Source organism: Rhizobacter sp. P2_G4, from assembly GCF_056403575.1.
In genome coordinates this window covers 206882-225769 of the sequence record NZ_JBFUFG010000007.1, presented here as the reverse complement: position 1 = coordinate 225769, position 18888 = coordinate 206882, and the positions used below count along the sequence as shown (strand labels likewise).

Annotated in this window: 14 protein-coding genes and 2 riboswitches; of the genes, 4 read left to right on the top strand and 10 right to left on the bottom strand. The window is 66.4% G+C overall.

From position 1 onward, the window contains the following. Positions 1 to 12 precede the first annotated feature (12 nt). A complete protein-coding gene (locus tag AC1DYS_RS23565; RefSeq protein WP_477903660.1) occupies positions 13 to 255 on the top strand; it encodes a hypothetical protein in 243 nt (80 codons plus the stop codon). A gap of 26 nt (positions 256 to 281) precedes the next feature. Here AC1DYS_RS23565 and AC1DYS_RS23560 read toward each other — a convergent pair whose 3' ends face one another. Beyond that, the gene (locus tag AC1DYS_RS23560; RefSeq protein WP_477903658.1) at positions 282 to 872 is read right to left on the bottom strand and encodes a TetR/AcrR family transcriptional regulator; all 591 of its coding nucleotides are present in this window, start codon (positions 870 to 872) and stop codon (positions 282 to 284) included. Positions 873 to 983: 111 nt separating this feature from the next. Here AC1DYS_RS23560 and AC1DYS_RS23555 point away from each other — a divergent pair, with 111 nt between their 5' ends. Continuing rightward, positions 984 to 1802, top strand: coding sequence for a metal-dependent hydrolase (locus AC1DYS_RS23555; protein ID WP_477903656.1), 819 nt, complete (start codon positions 984 to 986; stop codon positions 1800 to 1802). Between the two features lie 6 nt (positions 1803 to 1808). Here the strand turns inward: AC1DYS_RS23555 and AC1DYS_RS23550 are convergent, their stop codons facing one another. The 4 genes from AC1DYS_RS23550 to AC1DYS_RS23535 all read right to left on the bottom strand — a co-directional run bounded on the left by AC1DYS_RS23550 (position 1809) and on the right by AC1DYS_RS23535 (position 7144). Continuing rightward, complete coding sequence (locus tag AC1DYS_RS23550; RefSeq protein WP_477903654.1) at positions 1809 to 4025, bottom strand: molybdopterin-dependent oxidoreductase; 2217 nt, start codon at positions 4023 to 4025, stop codon at positions 1809 to 1811. Positions 4026 to 4051: 26 nt separating this feature from the next. Next, positions 4052 to 4879: a helix-turn-helix domain-containing protein gene (locus AC1DYS_RS23545; RefSeq protein ID WP_477903652.1), complete on the bottom strand. Its 828-nt coding sequence runs from the start codon at positions 4877 to 4879 to the stop codon at positions 4052 to 4054. Between the two features lie 71 nt (positions 4880 to 4950). Continuing rightward, positions 4951 to 5319, bottom strand: coding sequence for a YybH family protein (locus tag AC1DYS_RS23540; protein WP_477903650.1), 369 nt, complete (start codon positions 5317 to 5319; stop codon positions 4951 to 4953). 28 nt (positions 5320 to 5347) lie between these two features. Next, complete coding sequence (locus tag AC1DYS_RS23535; RefSeq protein WP_477903648.1) at positions 5348 to 7144, bottom strand: glycoside hydrolase family 15 protein; 1797 nt, start codon at positions 7142 to 7144, stop codon at positions 5348 to 5350. A 79-nt stretch (positions 7145 to 7223) separates the two neighbouring features. Here AC1DYS_RS23535 and AC1DYS_RS23530 point away from each other — a divergent pair, with 79 nt between their 5' ends. Then, positions 7224 to 9470, top strand: coding sequence for an alpha,alpha-trehalose-phosphate synthase (UDP-forming) (locus AC1DYS_RS23530; RefSeq protein WP_477903646.1), 2247 nt, complete (start codon positions 7224 to 7226; stop codon positions 9468 to 9470). Beyond that, the gene (gene otsB, locus AC1DYS_RS23525) at positions 9463 to 10254 is read left to right on the top strand and encodes a trehalose-phosphatase (RefSeq protein ID WP_477903644.1); all 792 of its coding nucleotides are present in this window, start codon (positions 9463 to 9465) and stop codon (positions 10252 to 10254) included. Before AC1DYS_RS23530 ends, otsB begins: the two co-directional genes overlap by 8 nt. On the opposite strand, the gene gcvP is transcribed toward otsB, so the two are convergent. The 5 genes from gcvP to AC1DYS_RS23500 all read right to left on the bottom strand — a co-directional run bounded on the left by gcvP (position 10242) and on the right by AC1DYS_RS23500 (position 18819). After that, the gene (gcvP, locus tag AC1DYS_RS23520) at positions 10242 to 13133 is read right to left on the bottom strand and encodes an aminomethyl-transferring glycine dehydrogenase (protein WP_477903642.1); all 2892 of its coding nucleotides are present in this window, start codon (positions 13131 to 13133) and stop codon (positions 10242 to 10244) included. The two genes, otsB and gcvP, sit on opposite strands and share 13 nt — an antisense overlap. Positions 13134 to 13158: 25 nt before the next feature. Then, positions 13159 to 13533 (bottom strand): glycine cleavage system protein GcvH, encoded by a 375-nt coding sequence (gcvH, locus tag AC1DYS_RS23515; RefSeq protein WP_477903640.1) that lies wholly within the window; start codon positions 13531 to 13533, stop codon positions 13159 to 13161. A gap of 36 nt (positions 13534 to 13569) precedes the next feature. Further along, complete coding sequence (gene gcvT, locus AC1DYS_RS23510; protein WP_477903638.1) at positions 13570 to 14691, bottom strand: glycine cleavage system aminomethyltransferase GcvT; 1122 nt, start codon at positions 14689 to 14691, stop codon at positions 13570 to 13572. A gap of 60 nt (positions 14692 to 14751) precedes the next feature. Next, a riboswitch (glycine riboswitch) is annotated at positions 14752 to 14861 on the bottom strand. A gap of 10 nt (positions 14862 to 14871) precedes the next feature. After that, a riboswitch (glycine riboswitch) is annotated at positions 14872 to 14974 on the bottom strand. 103 nt (positions 14975 to 15077) lie between these two features. Continuing rightward, positions 15078 to 15995: an NmrA/HSCARG family protein gene (locus AC1DYS_RS23505; protein WP_477903636.1), complete on the bottom strand. Its 918-nt coding sequence runs from the start codon at positions 15993 to 15995 to the stop codon at positions 15078 to 15080. A gap of 40 nt (positions 15996 to 16035) precedes the next feature. Beyond that, positions 16036 to 18819, bottom strand: a complete 2784-nt coding sequence (locus tag AC1DYS_RS23500; RefSeq protein ID WP_477903634.1) for an immunoglobulin domain-containing protein — start codon at positions 18817 to 18819, stop codon at positions 16036 to 16038. Between the last annotated feature and the right edge of the window lie 69 nt (positions 18820 to 18888).

Sequence of the window (18888 nt, the reverse complement as noted above, 5' to 3'; positions counted from 1 at the left end):
CCAGGAGCCGCCATGCACAAGACGCCCGTCAAGTATCTCGTGCTGATCGAGTCCGATGGTGCGATGGTGGCCAAGCTCTACGACAGCCAGTTCGTTCACGTGAACGACATCGATGCCTCGTCCGAAGAGGTGGCGGTGATGACGAGAGGCCTCACGCCTGAGCGTGGTGCCAACGACACCGCATGGGCTCAGGTGCTGGTCGGGCATGGCGAACCCGAGCGTCGCGCTGCGCTCGTCTTTACGCTCGACGTCTGATCTCGTGACCGCGTCGGCCGGCGCAGCTACCTCGTGCCGTCGACCACCGCGCGCACGAAGAGGGCCGTGGTGTCGGTGAGCGAGGTGAGTTCACCGATGCGGTCCTGCTCGATCATCTCGAGCACCAGCTCGTTGATGCCGCCCACGATGCTCATCGCCAGGGCCGGCGGGAGCGGCTTGCGCTTCTTCTCGCCCGGGCGGTTGATGAGTTCGAGGATCAGGTCGGCCAGGTGCTGGTTCACCCGCCTGCGCGCCTGCAGGCCCGCGTCGCCCAGCCCCAGGATGGCAATGAACAAGGTCTTCAGCAGCACCGGGTTGCTGGCCATGGTGGCGAGGTAGGCGCCGAGGGCGCGCTCGGCCTGGGTCAGCGGGTCGTGCGCCGGGTCGATGGCGTCGCGCAGCACGCCAAGGGCCTGGCGGCTGGCGGCTTCGTAGAGGGCGATCAGGCACTCTTCCTTGCTGCTGAAGTGCTCGTAGAAGGTCCGCCGCGAGACACGTGCGCGAGCGGCCAGGTCAGCGATGGTGGTGTCCGCATAGCCCTTGTGCGCCACGGCATCGGCCATGGCGTCGAGCAAGCGACGACGATGTTCGTTGCGGTTATCGGCAGGAGCGGGCATGCGAAATGGCGGCTGAGGGTGAGACTGGTACTTGACAGTACCACATGCTCTTGGCACATTGACCGTCACTGGTACTTGATCGTACCAACGCATTCTCCAGAGGAACAAGACATGACCGAACTCGTCGTACGCCGCTTGCTGATCGACCTCGAAACGCCGATCCAGCGCCGCTGGGTGGCCGGCGACGCCTTTCGCAGCGCCTTGTTCAACGCCTTGTCGATGAGCTTCCCGGTGGGCGAGCAATTCTTCATCGACTCACTGCGTGCTGGCCTGAAGCAGCTGCCTGAAGACCAGCGCGAGCGCTACGCGACAGAGGTGCAGGGCTTCATCGGCCAGGAGGCCACCCACCGGCGCATCCATTCGCTCTTCAACGGGCATCTCGAGAAGCTCGGCTACCCGAACACCTGGGAAGAGCGCATCACACGCCGTACACCGTTGTTCGACCAGGTCGATGCACGCCATGTGGTGGCCGTGACGGCTGCAACCGAACATTTCACCGCCATCCTGGCCGAGTGGATGCTGGGTCATCCTGAGGCGCTCGACGGCGCCGAGCAACGGCTGCGCACGATGTGGATGTGGCATTGCTCCGAAGAGTCGGAGCACCGCAGCACCGCCTTCGACATCTACCAGGCGCTCGGCGGCAACCACGCCTGGCGGGTGAAGTGGTTCCGCCGCGTGACGATGCTGTTCCTGACCGACGTGCTGCGCCAGACAGCGCGCAACCTCTGGCACGACGGTGACTTGTTCCGCTTCAGCACCTGGCGCAGCGCGGCGCATCACCTCTTCGGCAAGCAGGGCCTGGTGCGTTGCGCGTACAAGCCATGGCGTGCCTACTTCAAGGCCGACTTCCATCCACGCCAGCAAGACGACGCGTTGTCGCGCGACTGGTTGCGCGACAACACCGCCCAGTTCGCCGAAGTAGGGCGCTGACCGCGTTCACGCGACCGCGGTGACCTGAACCGCCACGCCACCGAGCACAGCATTGCCCGACAGCGGATCGCGCAAATCTTCGTCGAGCACATCGTTCAGATTCGCCCCCGGCCGCTCCGCCGCCACCGACAGGTGCGCACCGGGCAATGCATGGCCCCAGCCATGCGGCAGGCTGATCACACCTTGCATGATCTCGTCGCTGATCTCGACCTGCGCTTCGATGTGCCGGCCGCTGCTGCCGCGTGCGATGCGCGCCAGTGCACCGTCGGCCAAGCCCAGGCGCTGAGCGTCTGCCGGGTTCACCAGCGCCGTGCAACGGAACGGGCCCTTTGCCAGGGTCGGAAGGTTGTGCATCCAGCTGTTGTTCGAGCGCACCTGGCGTCGCCCCACGATCACCATCTCGGGCGCCGGCTGCTGCAGCGCCGTGGCGGCACGCTTCACGTCGTCGATCAACGAAGGCGGAGCCAGCTCGATCTTGCCGGACGGTGTGCGCAGCATCTCGGGCACGCGTGGCTTCAATGGGCCGAGGTCGATGCCATCGGGCGAGTCCATCAGCTTGGCGAGCGTCAGGCCGCCGGGGTTCTTGCCGAACGCATCGCCGTAGGCGCCCATGCGCAGCGCGAGGTCGAGGCGGCGCTCCGGGCCGGTGTGGCGCGAGAGTGCGGCCATCACCGCATCGGTCTGGTCACCGAACTGGCGTTGCAGATCGGCCCGCAGAAGCTCGGTGTCGAAGGTCTGCACGTCGATGCCGGCGCCTTTGCCCTGGGCGATCGCAATCAGGCGGACCATGCTTTCCCACTCGCGCGGGTGGCCGGCCGGCGGGGGCAGCGCCGCGGGGCTGTAGCGCGCGGCATTGCGGTAGGCGAGCTGCGGCAGCGCCACGTCGTAGTGCGTGTCTTCCAATGGCGACAGGCCGGGCAGGATCACGTCGGCATGCCGCGTGGTCTCGTTGAGGTAGATGTCCAGGCTCAGCATGAAGTCGAGCTGGTCGAGCGCCGCGGCGAGCCGCGCGCCGTTGGGTGACGACATCACCGGGTTGCTGGCGATCGTGATGAAGGCCTTGATCTGACCTTCACCCGGAGTCTCGATCTCTTCGGCCAGGCAGCCGGTGGGCAACTCGCCGAACACCTCGGGCGCGCCGCTCACCCGCGAGCGGTGCCGGCCGGTGACGACGCCGCGGCCGATGCCCGGTTTGCCTTCGGTGTTGACCGAGAACGCCGGCGACTTGGGGAACATCGCGCAGCCGGGTTCGTCCAGGTGGCCGGTGAGCACGTTCAGCACGTCGATCAGCCAGCTGCTCAGCGAGCCATATTCCTGCGTGCAGGTGCCCAGGCGGCCGTAGACCGCAGCGCGTTCTGCAGCGGCCAGTTCACGCGCCAGTCCGCGAATGGTCTGCGCCTCGATGCCGCAGCGCGCGGCCACGGCTTCCGGCGTGAACGGCTGCACGGCGGCCTGTACCTCGGCCACGCCAGCCACATGCTCGTCGATGCGGCCCAGGCGCACCAGCCCTTCGGCGAACAGCGTGTTCACCATGCCGAGCAGCAGGAAGGCGTCGCCACCGGGGCGGATGGGCACGTGGCGGTCGGCGATGTCGGCTGTCTCGTTGCGCCGCGGGTCGACCACGACGATCTTGCCGCCGCGCTCGCGCATGGCCTTGGCCTTGCCGCGAAAGTCGGGCACCGTCCACAGGCTGCCGTTGCTGGCCATCGGGTTGGCGCCGAGGATCAGCAGGTGATCACAGCGCTCGATGTCGGGCACCGGGATCGACAACCACGCGCCGAACATCAGCCCGCTGCTCAGCTGCTTGGGCATCTGGTCGAGCGTGGAGGCCGAGAACACGTTGCGCGAGCCGAGCGCCTTGAGCAGGCGGCCGAAATACAGGATCAAACCGAACTTGTGCCCCGATGGGTTGCCGGCCGACACGGCCACCGCATTCGCACCGTGCTGCGTGCGCACGGCGGTGAGCCGGCGCTCGATCTCGGCGAAGGCCTCATCCCAGCTGGCTTCGACGAACTCGCCGTTGCGCTTGATCAGTGGCGTGCGAAGGCGGTCGGGATCTTCGTGCAGGTCTTTCAGCGCGACGCCCTTAGGGCACAGATAGCCTGCGCTGAACACATCGGTCTTTTGGCCGCGGATGGCGATGACCTTGCCGCTCTCGATCTGCACATCGAGTCCGCAGCATGCTTCGCACAAAGGGCAGATCTTGTGGGCTATGGTGGTCATGCTCGTCTCCAGTGTTGTGGCACCGGTTATGGCCGATGCGCAGGCCCCTGTCCGTCACTCATGTGACGCAGCGCCTGCGCCGTGGCCGCATCGGCGGGAAAGAAGGTTTCGACGGCCAGCTCCGACAGGGTGATGTCGACCGGCGTGCCGAACACGGTGATGGTGCTGATGAACGACAGCACGCCGGACGCCGTGCGCATCTGCAGCGGCACCGCCACGGCGCTCACATCAATGGCGTCGTGCGAATCTGCATCGGGCGGCGCCGGGTAGCCTTGCAGCTCCTCCAGCAACGCGGCCAGCACCGGGTCGGCGCTGACGGCAATCTGGTGGCGCAGCCGTTCGAAAAGGTGAGTACGCCAGGCCGTCAGGTTGACGATCTTCGGCGCCAGCCCCTGCGGATGCAGGCTCAGCCGCAACACGTTCAAGGGCGGCTGCAGCAGCTCGGGTGGAACGCCTTGCAGGAGCAGCAGCACCTGCTGGTTGTGCGAGATCATGTTCCAGTGCCGATCGACCGCCAGCGCCGGGTTGGGCTCGTGTGCGCGCAGCACCAGTTCCACGGCCTCGCGTGCGGCCTGGAGTGCAGGGTCGTCGAGGCTTCGCTCGCGGTAGATGGGCGCATAGCCGGCTGCCGCGAGCAGCGTGTTGCGCTCCCGCAAAGGCACCTCGAGCTGCTCGGCCAGGTGCAGCACCATGGCGCGGCTGGGCGTGGCTCGCCCGGTCTCGACGTAGCTCAGGTGGCGCGTGGAGATGCTGGCATCGAGCGCCAAGTCGAGCTGGCTCAGGCGGCGCCGCTGCCGCCATTCGCGCAACAGGGTGCCCACGGGTCGGGCCGATGAAGCAGAGGCGATTTGCATGTTGCAACCATAGCGCAGCGCCGGCCGAAGTCACATGACCTCGCAGGTCATGGACGATGTGCAGGCCCGCGTCAGCCGCCGGCTTCCTTGGCGATCCGCGGGTGGTCGATGCACCACCGCCATGACCCGTCGGGTTGCTGGCGTGCCACCTCGGCGGTCACCACGCCATTGGCCAGCCGAGACGACGTGAGCGCCAGGCCACCGTTCAGCAAGGTGGGCTGCTGCTCGTTCGGCTCCAGGTGAGGCCGCTTTTCCAGCAGCGACGCATAGAAGCGCCTGATGGCCTCGGCGCCCCGCGCCACCTCGCCCTTGCCGGTGGAAAGCACTGCATCGGGTTCGTACAACGCGACCAAGCCGTCGACGTCGCCGTCGTTGGCTCGGCTCACGAAAAACTTTGCCAGGTCTTCGGGGGCCTGGGCGGGTTGATGGCGACTGCTCATGGCGACACCTCCAGTGTTCACATGACGTTCAAACGACCGTGTCCCACGGCGCGGACAAGCGCACCGCACCGTTGATCACGCCGACCATGGAATAGGTCTGCGGGAAATTGCCCCACAGCTCGCCGCTGCTGGTGTGCAGGTCTTCGGACAGCAAGCCCAGGTGGTTGCGGCTCGCGAGCAGGGCTTCGAAGATTTCGCGCGCCTGCGCCGTGCGGCCGATGCGCGCGAGGGCATCGATGCGCCAGAACGAGCAGACGTTGAATGCTGTCTCCGGCAGGCCAAAGTCATCGGGCGCTTCGTAGCGGCGCATGAAAGGGCCATCGCACAGCGAGGCTTCGAGCGCTTCGACGGTGCTGACGAAGCGCGGGTCGCGCGGGTCGATGAAGCCCACCTCGGCCATCAGCAGCACGCTCGCGTCGAGGTCCTTGCCGCCGAAGCTCTCGACGAAGGCCCTGCGCTCGTCGCTCCACGCGTTGGCGAGGATGGTGTCGCGGATGGTGGTCGCGCGCTGGCCCCAGAAGTCTGCGCGGTCCGTGCTGCCCAGCGTGCGTGCGATCTTGGCGAGCCGGTCACAGGCGGCCCAGCACATCAGCGACGACGAGGTGTGGATGCGCGAGCGCGTGCGCAGCTCCCACATGCCGGCATCGGGCTGGTTGTGCAGCAGCCAGGCTTGCTCGCCCATGCTTTCGAGCAGCACGAAGTCGCTTGCATCAGCGCGCCTGAAGAGACGGTGGTCGTGGAAGGCCTGTGCTGCGCCGAGCACGATGTTGCCGTACACGTCGTGCTGGAAGTGCTCAGCCGCCTGGTTGCCCACGCGCACCGGTCCCATGCCGCGGTAGCCCGCGAGATGCGTGAGCACGCTCTCGGGCAACTCGCGCTCTAGGCCGATGCCATAGAGCGGCTGCACGTGGCCACCACCCGCACCGCGCATCACGTCGTTGAGCCAGCGCAGGTAGTCTTCCATCGTGCCCACTTCAGACAGGCTGTTGAGCGCACGCACGACGAAGAAGGCATCACGCAGCCAGCAGTAGCGGTAGTCCCAGTTGCGCTGGCTGTTCGGCGCTTCGGGGATGCTGGTGGTCATGGCGGCGATGATGGCGCCGGTGTCTTCGAACTGGCACAGCTTGAGCGTGATGGCCGCGCGGATCACCGCGTCTTGCCACTCGAGAGGCAATGCGAGGCGGCGCGTCCACGTGCGCCAGTACAGCGAAGTCTGCTCCTCGAAATCGCGCGCGGTTTCTTCGATGCCGCCGCCCAGCGTTTCATCGGGGCCGAACAGCAAGCTGACGGGCGTGTGCAGCGCGAACCAGCTCTGCTTGTCGAGGTAGGTGATGGGCGCGTTGGTGGTCAGGCGAAAGGTCTGGTCGGGTCCGACGAAACGCACATGGTTGCTGCCATGCGTGAGTACGGGCGTGACCGTGCCCCAGCGCCCGAGCGGCTGAACGGCGACGCGAATGCGTGGGGTACCCTGCAGCACGCGAACGCGGCGTACGATCTGCGCAGGACGAAAGATGCGGTCGCGGTTGAAGAAGCGCGGCGCGAAGTCGGTGATCTCGATCGAGGTACCGTCGGTGCTGAACAGCCGCGTTCGCAGAATGGCTGTACAAGGGTCGTAGGCTTGCTCGCTGTGCGAGAAGTTCTCGATCTCGATGGCGAAGCTGCCCGCGTCGGGCACGCCGTCGGCCGAGTTGAGCAGGGCGTGGAATACCGGGTCACTGTCGAACCGGGGCATGCAACACCAGACGATGCTGCCGACTTTGTCGACCAGTGCGCTGATGCCGCAGTTGCCGATGGCGCCGAGTTCGAGCGATGCGGTTTTTTTCATGGGAATAGGAATTGCATTCCGTGGGCTGAGTTTCTGAACAAAATTGTGGAGGGCCGTTCTGCTGAGCGATTTATTCTCATTGAAAACGCTGCGTCTGCAGCTGCGATTTTTGGTACCGCTGCTGCTCACGCTGACCGCCGCCGCCTACATCGCGCTGCCCCTGATGGACCGGCTCACGCTGCGCTGGTTTGCGCGAGATCTCAACATGCGCGGCTCGCTCGTGGCCAACGCACTCACCGAGTCGATCGACGACGCCCTGCAACAAGGGCGTGACAACCGCATCCAGGCGCTGCTGAACCGCGCCGTGCAAGACGAGCGCCTTGTGGCCATCGGCCTGTGCAGTGAAGACGGCCGGCTGATGCAGCACACCACGGGCTTCCCCAAGACGCTGGAATGCAAGGAAGCCCAGCAGATTGCCGAGGCAAGAGACCCCTTGCTGCACGTCTCGGGCGGTGCCATTCAGGTGGGTCTCTATCCCGTGGACAGCCAGGGCCGGCACATCGGCAACCTGATCCTGCTGCACGACCTGAGCTTCATCGACCGGCGCAGCCAGGACACACGGCAGTACCTGATGATCCTCATCGGCGTGATCGGCCTCACGATGGCGCTCATCACGATGATCGTCGCGCAGGTGAGCTGGCACGGCTGGGTGAAGGGGGTGCGAGGCATCTTGCGTGGGGAAGGTCTGCTGCGGCCAATGGCCTACGAAGCGCCCCCCGAGCTGGCACCGCTGGCAGCCGATTTGAGATCGCGCTTGCGCGATCTCGAAGACCAGTACCGCCGTGCGCTGGGCTCCGAAGAAGAATGGAATCCTGACCGATTGCGGTCATTGTTGCAGTCGCAATTGCGGGGTGACCAGGTGATCGTGGTGTCCAACCGCGAGCCCTACATCCACAAGAACACACCCAACGGCGTAGTGGTCGAGCAGCCGGCGAGCGGCCTCGTGACGGCGGTGGAGCCGGTGATGCGCGCCTGCTCGGGCACCTGGATCGCCCACGGCAGCGGCGATGCCGACCGCAGCATGGTCGACGAGCACGATCGCGTCAGCGTGCCGCCAGGTCATGCCGAGTACCTGCTGCGCCGCATCTGGATCACGCCGGAAGAAGAGAAGGGCTATTACTACGGCTTCGCGAACGAAGGGCTCTGGCCGCTGTGCCACGTGGCCCACGTGCGCCCGGTGTTTCGCGAGTCAGACTGGAAGCGCTATCGCGAGATCAACCAGCGCTTCGCCGACGCGGTGGTGGCCGAAGCGCGTGGCGAAGACCCGATCGTGCTGGTGCAGGACTATCACTTCGCGCTCTTGCCCGCGATGGTCCGCGCGAAGCTGCCGCGCGCCACCATCATCACCTTCTGGCACATCCCCTGGCCCAACCCCGAGTCGTTCAGCATCTGCCCGTGGCGGCAAGAGCTCCTGCAGGGCATGTTGGGCAGCAACATCCTCGGCTTCCACACACGCTTTCACTGCAAGAACTTCATCGAGACGGTCGATCGCAATCTCGAGGCACGCATCGAGCACGAGCACTCGACCATCTCGTACCAGGCCGACGAAACGCTGATCGAGAGCTACCCGATCTCGATCGCGTGGCCGAGCCCGGAGGAAACGCGCAACTGGCCCTCGGTGGCCGAGTGCCGCGAGCGCGCGTTCGGCCGGCTCGGTCTCACGCCGAAGATGAAGCTTGCCGTCGGTGTGGACCGTTTCGACTACACCAAGGGCATTCTCGAGCGCCTGCATGCGGTGGAGCACCTGCTCGATCGGCACCCCGATCTCGTGGGTTCGTTCTGCTTCGTGCAGATTGCGGCGCCCACGAGGTCGTCGCTTGACGAGTACCGCGTGTTCCAGGAGCGCATCCACCTCGTCACGCAGCGCATCAACGACCGCTTCGGCGGCGAGGGCTACCAGCCGGTGCACCTGCTGGCCAAGCACCACGACCACCATGCGCTGAACGAGCTGTACCGTGCGGCCGACGTGTGCGTGGTGACCAGCCTGCACGACGGCATGAACCTCGTTTGCAAGGAGTTCGTGGCGGCACGCGACGACGAGCAGGGCGTGCTGGTGCTGAGCCGCTTTGCCGGTGCTGCACGTGAACTCGGCGAGGCGCTCATCGTCAACCCGTACCACGTGGAGGAGACGGCAGACGCGCTCTACCGCGGCATCACCATGCCGCCGGCCGAGCAGCGCGAACGCATGGCGAACCTGCGCATGACGGTGCGCGAGTTCAACGTGTTCCGCTGGGCTGGCCGCATGCTCGCGCATGCCGCACGTCTGCGCTTGCGCAGACGCGTGGAAGCACGCGTTCAACTACATCAGGCAGACTGGGATGAATGAGATAACGCCTCTCTTTTCCGCCGCAGGCCAGAGTGCGTTGGTCTCGGTGATGCAGCGCAAGCCGCTGCTGGCATTCGACTTCGACGGCACGCTGGCGCCGATCGTCGAACACCCCGACGACGCGCGCGTTCCCGCGCCGTGGGCGCCAGTGCTGAAGGAGCTGGCGAGTCTGGTGCCGGTGGCCATCGTCACCGGCCGCTCGGTGGCAGACGTCACGGCGCGGCTGCCGTTCGAGCCGCGCTACATCCTCGGCAACCACGGTGCGGAAGACCCCGCCGGCGCCCTGCCTACCGGCTCGATCGACCGGCTGAACGAGATTCGCCGCAAGCTGTCGCGCAACAAGGGCGTGTTGTCGCTGCTGGGCATCGAACTGGAAGACAAGCGCTATTCGCTGGCCTTGCACTACCGGCTCGCGCCCGACATGCTGGCTGCGCAGCGCTGCATCGACGACATGCTGGCCGGCGAACAGGCGGGCCTGCACCTCTTCCAGGGCAAGTGCGTGATGAACATCGCGCCTGATGACGCTGCCGACAAGGCCGATGCGGTGATGTCTTTGGTGGGCCGTGCGGGTGCGGAGTCAGCGCTGTTCGCGGGCGACGACGTCAACGACGAGCCGGTGTTCGAGCGCGTGCCGGCCGACTGGCTCACGCTGAAGGTGGGCCGTGATGGGCCACCCAGCAGCGCGCGGTTCATCATCGATACCCACGAAGAAATCGGCAGCCTGCTGCAAGAACTGCTGCAGATGGCCAAGGGAACGGCCGGCAGGCCTTCTCAGTCTTCGTAGGCGGCCAGCGGCACGCAGCTGCAGAACAGGTTGCGGTCGCCATAGACGTTGTCCACCCGGCCTACTGGTGACCAGTATTTCTGCTGGCGCAGGCTCTTGAGCGGGTAGGCCGCTTCTTCGCGTGAATACGGGTGCGGCCAGTCGGCGGTGAGCAAGGCTGCGGTCGTGTGCGGCGCCGCTTTCAGTGGGTTGTCTTCGCGCGGCCAGGCACCTTGCTCCACTTTGCGGATCTCTTCTCGGATGGTGATCATCGCGTCGCAGAAGCGGTCGAGCTCACTCAGCGGCTCGCTCTCCGTCGGCTCCACCATCAGCGTGCCGGCCACCGGGAAGCTCAGCGTCGGCGCATGGRAGCCGTAGTCGATCAAGCGCTTGGCGACGTCTTCGGCGCTGATGCCGGAGCTGTCTTTCAGCGGCCGCAGGTCGAGGATGCACTCATGCGCCACGCCACCACCCTTCACGCCAGCGATGTTGCCGCTGTAGTGGATGTCGTAGTGATCGGCCAGCCGCGCGGCGATGTAGTTGGCGCTCAAGATCGCGGTTTCGGTCGCGGTCTTCAAACCGTCGGAGCCCATCATGCGAACGTACATCCAGCTGATGGGCAGCACCGCGGCGTTGCCGAGCGGGGCTGCGCTGACGGCGCCCACTTGCTGGGGAGTGCCGATACCTGCAGATCGGTGTGCCGGCAAGTAAGGCACGAGGTCGGCCACCACGCACACCGGCCCAACACCTGGGCCGCCGCCGCCGTGCGGGATGCAGAAGGTCTTGTGCAGGTTGAGGTGGCTCACGTCGCCGCCGAACTCGCCCGGCGCGGCCACGCCGACCAGTGCGTTCATGTTGGCCCCGTCGACGTAGACGCGCCCGCCATGCTGGTGGACCAGCGCGCACAGCTCTTTCACGCGCGTCTCGAACACGCCGTAGGTGGAGGGGTAGGTGATCATCACGCACGCGAGTTGCGCGCTGTGCTTTTCACATTTGGCCTTCAGGTCGGTGAGATCGACGTTGCCATCGGCATCGCATTTCGTCACCACCACCTGCAGGCCAGCCATCTGTGCGCTGGCCGGGTTGGTGCCGTGGGCCGACTCGGGGATCAGGCAGATGTTGCGATGCCCTTCGCCGCGTGCCTCGTGGTATGCCTTGATGACGAGCAGGCCGGCGTATTCGCCCTGCGAGCCGGCATTGGGCTGCAGGCTGATGCCGGCATAACCGGTGGCCTGGCACAGCCAGTCGCGCAGCTGCTGGTCGAGCTCGTCGTAGCCCTTCAGTTGCTCGCGTGGCGCGAAGGGGTGCACGTTGGCGAACTCGTTCCAGGTGATGGGAATCATCTCGCTGGTGGCGTTGAGCTTCATCGTGCACGAGCCCAGCGGGATCATGCTGCGGTCGAGCGCAAGGTCCTTGTCCGACAGGCTGCGGATGTAGCGCAGCATCTCGGTCTCGGAATGGTGGCTGTTGAACACCGGGTGCGTGAGGAACGCACTGTTACGCAGCAACCCATCGGGAATCAGTGGCGCGATGCCTTTCTCGTATTTCTCGAACGACGAGGCGGCCTTGCCGAACAACTCCCACAGCGCGCGGATGTCGTCACGTGTGGTGGTCTCGTCGAGCGTGATGCCGACTGACTCGGCCGACGCGCGGCGCAGGTTGAAGCCGGCTTCGCTTGCCGCGATCAGCACCTGCTCGGTCTTGTCACCGGTGCTCACCTCTAGCGTGTCGAATCGCCCGCCCTTGGCGAGCGGCGCGCCGATCTCTTGCAGCCCTGCAGCCAGCACCGCGGTGTAGCTCGCCACGCGCTGCGCAATGCGCTTGAGCCCCTGGGGGCCGTGGTACACGGCGTACATGCTGGCGATCACCGCGGGCAGCACCTGCGCCGTGCAGATGTTGGAGGTGGCTTTCTCGCGGCGGATGTGCTGCTCGCGCGTCTGCAGCGCGAGGCGGTAGGCGGGGTTGCCGTGCACGTCGACGCTCACGCCGACCAGGCGGCCGGGCATGGAGCGCTTGAACTCGTCTTTCGTGGCCATGTAGGCCGCGTGCGGGCCGCCATTGCCCATCGGCATGCCGAAGCGCTGCGTGTTGCCGACGGCGATGTCGGCGCCCATCTCGCCGGGGGAGGTGAGCAGCGTCAGCGCCAGCAGGTCGGCGGCCACGATGGCGAGGCCCCCGGCCGCGTGCACGGCAGCGATGACGGGCTCGAGGTTGCGCACCACGCCATTCACGCCGGGGTACTGGAACAGCGCCGCGAAGGCCTGTGCCTCCGCGGCCGCATCGGCCGGGCCGGTGACGACGGTGATGCCGAGCGGACGAGCCCGCGTCTGCACCACCTCAAGCGTCTGCGGCAGCACGTCGTCGGCGACGAAGAAGGTGGGGGACTTGCTCCTGCCCACGCGCATCGCGAGCGTCATGGCCTCGGCGGCGGCGGTCGCTTCGTCGAGCATCGAGGAACCGGCAATCGCCAGGCCGGTGAGGTCGCACACCATGGTCTGGAAGTTGATCAGCGCCTCCATGCGGCCCTGAGATATCTCGGCCTGGTAAGGCGTGTAGGCGGTGTACCAGGCCGGGTTCTCGAGGATGTTGCGCAGGATGACGCCTGGCGTGTGCGTGCCGTGGTAGCCCTGCCCGATGAAGCTCTTGAGCACCCTGTTCTTGGCGGCGATGGCCTTCAGCTCGGCCAGCGCCTGAGCTTCTGTCAGCGGCGCGGGCAGCGCCATCGGCACCGGCCGCGCGATGGTGCGCGGCACGATGGATTCGATCAGCGCACGTCGCGATGCGGCGCCGATGACCGACAGCATCTGCGTCTCATCGCTGGCTGCGATGCCGATGTGGCGCGCCACGAATTCAGACGGGTTCTCGAGTTCGCCGAGGGACTTGTGGGCGTGCATCAACATGACGGTTCCAGCGGAAAGAAAAGGCTCAGAGGTTCTTGACGAGTTGGTCGTAGGCGGGTGCGTCCATCAGGTGTTCGAACTCGGCCATGTCGGCCACGCGAACCTTGAAGAACCAGCCGTTGCCGAGCGGATCGCTGTTGGCAAGCGACGGGTCGGCGCGCAAGGCTTCGTTCACCTCGACGATCTCGCCGCTGACCGGCATGTACAGGTCGGCGGCGGCTTTCACTGACTCCACCACGCCGGCGACTTCGCCTTTCTTGAACGTGCGGCCCAGCTCGGGCAGGTCGACGAAGACCACGTCGCCCAGCGCGTCTTGCGCATGCAGCGTGATGCCCACGGTCGCGGCTTCATGGTCTTCGATGTTGATCCACTCGTGATCGGGGGTGTACATGGTCGTCATGAAAGGCTCCTGGTTTGTCTTGGGTTCGGAAAAAGGTCAGCCGCGGAAGTAGCGGTGCGGCGCAAACGGCATCGGGGTCACACGCATCGGCTGGCGCTTGCCGCGTACTTCGGCATACACCTCGTGGTGCGGCTGCGCATGGTTGGTGGCCAGGTAGGCCATGGCGATGGGCTGGTTGACGGTCGGCGACAGCGTGCCGCTCGTCACATGGCCGAGCTTGTGGCCCTTGGCATCGACGATGGTCGCGCCTTCACGCACCGGCACCCGCTCGAGCCCGAGCAGGCCCACGCGCTTGTTGCTCGCGCCGTGGGCGAGTTGCGACTCGATGGTGCTCGCGCCGGGGTAACCGCTGGCACGCGCGCCGCCCGGGCGCCGCACCTTCTGAATGGCCCAGGTCAGGCCGGCCTCGACCGGTGTGGTCGCTTCGTTGATGTCATGGCCGTAGAGGCACAGGCCGGCTTCCAGGCGCAGGGTGTCGCGGGCGCCCAGGCCGGCAGGTTTGACCTCGGGCTGGGAGAGCAGGGCGCGAGCCAAGGCTTCGGCCTGTTCGGCCGGGACCGAGATCTCGAAGCCATCTTCGCCGGTGTAGCCCGAGCGGGTGATGAAGCAGTCGGCACCGGCGATGGCGGCGCTCATGCCGGTCATGAAGGTGAGCTTGGCGATGTCGGCATTCAAGGCGCGAAGCGCCTGAACGGCCTTCGGCCCCTGCAGCGCGAGCAGTGCGCGATCGGGCAGCGGCTGTACGGCGCAGCGGTGCCCGATGTGGGTGACGAGGTGCTTGATGTCGGCGCTCTTGCAGGCGGCGTTGACGATCACGAAGAGATCGTTCTCACGCCGCGTGATCATCAGGTCGTCGAGGATGCCACCGCTGGTGTTGGTGAGCAGTGCGTAGCGCTGCTTGCCGACGGCGAGGTCGGCCACGTCGACCGGCACCAGCGACTCGAGCGCCTTGGCAGCATCGCCGCCGACCAGGCGCAGCTGGCCCATGTGGGAGACATCGAAGAGCGCCGCCGACTCGCGGCAGTGCTTGTGCTCCGCAATGATGCCGCTGGGGTAACTGACCGGCATCTCATAGCCGGCAAACGCGACCATCTTGGCGCCGAGTTCGAGGTGGAGTGCGTGCAGCGGTGTCTTGAGCAGGGGGTCGGTAGCGGACATGCATTTCTCCGAGGGCATTTGTGGGAGCAAGTATTCATCACCGAGGCGATGAATACTTGCAATGCCCTCTCTGTCCGCTCTACCTGAGAGATTGGCGGGGCCGGATCACGACACACGCTTGCCCCTTCGGTGGACCCACTCAAGGTGGGCCTCTCTCCAGCGAGGAACGCCTCATTTCTGAGACGCTTGCCAGTCCTTTTGCCTGAGCGTTCGAGCCTCACATTTCTGTGGGGTCCTGCGCCTTCGGCGGCTTCACGTGGAAGCTCTCTCCTGACCCGCCGGAGTTTAGCTGCCTTCGGAACCTGTCCTGAAATTAGTCTGAACGAAGAGGTTCGTGAACGTACTTGGGTCCAACGGATGAGACAAGTAAACGAGCGCCGACAGACTCACCCAATCGGCAACGCCGCCCGATTCCGCCCCACCCATTGCTCAAACGTCAGCAGCCCCGCATGCAACCTGCGCGAATGCGCCACCGACCGAGCCTCACAAAAATCGGCGTTGAAGTCATGCTTGAACTGAAACATGTTCCCCAGATCCTCGGCTCCGGGAAACCCCAACCCGCGGTACACCTCGAACGGCACCGCCTCATAGCGCACCGGCTCGCCCAAAGCGCGCGATAACGCATCTGCCATCTCGACACCGGTGAGGTGCTGACCAGCAATCCCCACCGTCTTCCCGATGTAGTCAGCCCCATGCTGGAACACGCCGAGCGCGCACTGCCCGATGTCGGCTGCCGCGATGCCGGGCAGCTTCTTCATCCCCATCGGTAGCGCGAACACCAGTCCGCCATCAGCGCCGCGCCGAGGTCCCATGCCGAAGTGGATGAGGTTCTCCCAGAAGAAGGATGTGCGCAGCGCCGTCGTGGGCACACCGGAGGCGATGAACACCTCGTCGGCCCGGCCCTTGGCGTCCATATGAGGCACGTTGTACTTGCCCATCAGTACCGGCATGCGACCGCTGCCCACGAGCAGCCGCTGCCGCGTGTCTTCCAACGTCGACCAGACGAAGTGCTTGATGCCCGCCGCGGCGGCGGCAGCCGCCATCGCGTGGGCCTGGGCGAGTTCACGCTCGGGGGAGTGATGCTCCCAGTACGCCGTGACGCCGAACACGCCATGCGCGCCATCGAAGGCACGGCGCAGGCTTTCGGGGTCGTCGAGATTGGCTTCGACTGTTTCGACGCCCAGCGAACGCGCGGCTTCACTGGCCGGGTTTCGCGTGAGGGCGCGTGCGACGAAGCTGCGGCTCGGGTCGTTGCGGATCGCGCGGACGAGGCCGCCGCCTTGTGCGCCGGTGGCGCCGATCACGGCGATGATCTTTGGGGTGCTCATGACTTTCCTTTCCGCTTCAGAAGCGCTTGTTGCGAGCACCCTGCGCCGGTGCTTTGGCGGCGCCCACGCGGGTGCGCTGGATGGAAGGAGACGCAGCAGTGAAGCCGGGCGGTGCCGAGAGGATGTCGATCGCGAAGCTGCCGCTGGTTGCGCTGATGCGTGCCATCGGCTGGCCGTTGGCGCTGATCGTGACCGTGCCGCTGCCGCTGCTCAGTCGGCCCTGGTCGTCGAAGTCGAACTGCACGAAACCGTCGCTCATATACGCCACGCCGCCGCGCGTGAAGCTCAGCTGCGCGTACTCCTGGCGCGACAGCTGCGGGCGCAGGCCGGCGGCGGTCTCGACGGTCACGCTGTGCACGAGCACGTTGCCGCTGCTGAACACGGCCGCGGTGTTGCTGGCCACGTCGGTCAGTGACAAGCCAGCCGCAGGCGTGAAGCGCAGGCGCTGGGTTTCGGCGTTGCCGTTGATGCTGCCCTCGGCATCCACCTTGGCGCTGCCGTTCACGCGGGTCGATACGGGGTCGCCCTGATCGTCGACGTCGCTGTAGACGAAGTTCGTGATCGTGGACTGCGCCGTGCCTGTCAGGTTCGACGGGTCGGTGAAGTTGTAGGCCACGCTGCTGCGGCCGTCGTAGCCGATGCCGTAGTCGCCGGTGCAGGCCGCGAACTGCGCTGCCAGCGTGTGCTGCCCCAGCGGCAGGCTTTGGCCGACGGCCGGCGCAGCGGCGCCGTCCAGCGTGAGCGTCGCGTTGCCACCGAGGCATACCTCGTTGACGGGCTTGACACGGAGGTCGTCGTCGGCAAATTGCAGCGGCGCGCTGGCGGCGGTGAGGCCGTCGCTCCACAGCAGCATGAGCTTGAGTGCCTGTGCTTGCTGGTCTTCGTTGCCGCTGGCCACGATGAGCGTGGCGGCGTCGCTGGTCGTGCTGCCCTGGGCGTTGCTGACCACCACGCGCAGCTGCGCACCGTTGTCGGCTTCGCTCACGGCGTTGAGCATGAGGGTGGCTGCGGTGGCGCCCGCGATGTTGGCGCCGTTGCGCTGCCATTGGTAGCTGAGGGTGCCGCTGCCGGTGGCCGCCACGGCGAAGCTCGCGCTGCTGCCGACGCTCGCCACGACGCTGCTGGGTTGGGTCGTGATCACCGGTGCCGCTTGCGGCGACACCACGGTGAGCGTGGCGGCCTGGCTCGTCACGCTGTCCACGGCGTTGCTCACACGCACGCTGTAGAGCGCGGCGTTGTCGGCCTGGGCCGCGATCAATTGGTAGATGGCTTCGGTGGCTCCCGTGATGGGCGTGCCGTTGCGCAGCCACTGGTAGGCGAGCGGGCCGCTGCCTTGCGCCGCCACCGCGAAGGTGGCGGTCTCGCCAGCTACTGCGGTAACGCTGATAGGCTGGGTGGCGATGGTCGGCGCCATCGGCGTGCTGGTTACGTTCAGCCGCGCGATGGCGCTGGTCACGCTGCCGGCGGCGTTGGTCGCCGTCACGGTGAAGGTGGCGCCATCGTCGGCGGGCGTGGTGTTGAACACCCACAGCGCGCTGGTGTTGCTGTTGGCGATCACCTGGCCGTTGCGGCTCCAGCTGTAGGTCATGGGTTGCGTGCCCTCGGCCACGGTCTGCAGCAGCGCAGGCTGGCCGGCTTCGACCGTGGTGTTGCGCGGGTTCTGCATGATGCGCGGCGAGAGCTTGCCGGGGATTGGCGAGGTCGAGGCATCGAGCTTCATGCAGCTGCCGGCAATGCCACCACCCGTGTCGCCGACGGTCACCTCGGTGACGGGCGTGACCTGTGTGTCGGTCGCGGCCCAGATGCTGGTGACCGCGTTCTTGCGCACCGACATCACGAAGCGGCCTTCGTTGTTGGTGATGGCCGAGGTGCGGCCCGAGTAGTCGACACCGCTGCCGCTCACGATCACGCCCGCGGCGGGTGAACCGTCGGCCTTGGAGATGCAGCCTTCCACCTCCACCGTCTCGTTCACCTGGTCGGCGTTCCAGTAGCTGTAATGCGTCACGTCACCCTGGTAGAAGCGCTCGCCGTTGGCGGCGGTACGCAGCAGGGCTTCGCCTTCTTGCGTCCAGCGGCCGGTGGCTTCGTCGAAGTGGAACAGGGGCACCGAGGCCGGCGGATTCAACGAGCGCGTCGACAGCGGGATGCGAATGCGTGCATCGGTGCCCGGTGCAAGCTGCAGGCGTCGGCCAGTGGCGTCGCGCAGGTCGACCTTGATGGCGCCGAAGCTCTCGATGGCGCGCACCTCGCCTGACTGCAGCGTGGTGTAGCCGCCGGGCATGCGCTCGGGGTCGCGCGCCGGGTCGACATTGGTCACGCTGGCCGTCACGGGGCCGATGACCGCCGCGCCCGTCTCGGCGTCGACCAGCGAGCCGGCCGGCACCTGGGCCTGCGCCGTGCTGCCAGGGATGACGAGCGTGGCGCCGGTTTCGGCGTTGAAGGTCTGCGCCGCCCCGAGCTTGAGCAGGCGCACGCGGATCGTGGCCTGGCTGTCGGCGGGCAGCTTGACGATGGCGACGTTGCCGCCATGGCTGGTGGCTTCCACCTTCACGGGCAGGCGCTCGCTCGCGTCCAGCCCGGTGAGGGTGAAGCGGCCGTCGTTGCCGCTTTGCGTGCCGCGCCCACCGGCGCTGATGCGGGCGCCTGCGATGGGCAGGTCGCTGTCCATGTCGACCACGACGCCGGAGACGCGGGCACCCGTCGCCGGTGGATCGTTCTTGTCGGTCTCGCCACCGCCACCACAGGCGATGAGTGCGACGGTGCTGGCCAAGGCCGCCAGCCAGGCGTTGATTCTTTTCATGGGCTTGTTCTCGACTTGATTGAGGGAGCAGGTGCTGCGCTTGCGCAGACCGTGGAACAGATGGCTGAT

Coding starts and splice junctions, on each gene's coding strand:
- AC1DYS_RS23565 (WP_477903660.1), top strand. CDS start 13: ATGCACAAGACGCCCGTCAAGTATCTCGTGCTGATCGAGTCCGATGGT.
- AC1DYS_RS23560 (WP_477903658.1), bottom strand. CDS start 872: ATGCCCGCTCCTGCCGATAACCGCAACGAACATCGTCGTCGCTTGCTC.
- AC1DYS_RS23555 (WP_477903656.1), top strand. CDS start 984: ATGACCGAACTCGTCGTACGCCGCTTGCTGATCGACCTCGAAACGCCG.
- AC1DYS_RS23550 (WP_477903654.1), bottom strand. CDS start 4,025: ATGACCACCATAGCCCACAAGATCTGCCCTTTGTGCGAAGCATGCTGC.
- AC1DYS_RS23545 (WP_477903652.1), bottom strand. CDS start 4,879: ATGCAAATCGCCTCTGCTTCATCGGCCCGACCCGTGGGCACCCTGTTG.
- AC1DYS_RS23540 (WP_477903650.1), bottom strand. CDS start 5,319: ATGAGCAGTCGCCATCAACCCGCCCAGGCCCCCGAAGACCTGGCAAAG.
- AC1DYS_RS23535 (WP_477903648.1), bottom strand. CDS start 7,144: ATGAAAAAAACCGCATCGCTCGAACTCGGCGCCATCGGCAACTGCGGC.
- otsB (WP_477903644.1), top strand. CDS start 9,463: ATGAATGAGATAACGCCTCTCTTTTCCGCCGCAGGCCAGAGTGCGTTG.
- gcvH (WP_477903640.1), bottom strand. CDS start 13,533: ATGACGACCATGTACACCCCCGATCACGAGTGGATCAACATCGAAGAC.
- gcvT (WP_477903638.1), bottom strand. CDS start 14,691: ATGTCCGCTACCGACCCCCTGCTCAAGACACCGCTGCACGCACTCCAC.
- AC1DYS_RS23500 (WP_477903634.1), bottom strand. CDS start 18,819: ATGAAAAGAATCAACGCCTGGCTGGCGGCCTTGGCCAGCACCGTCGCA.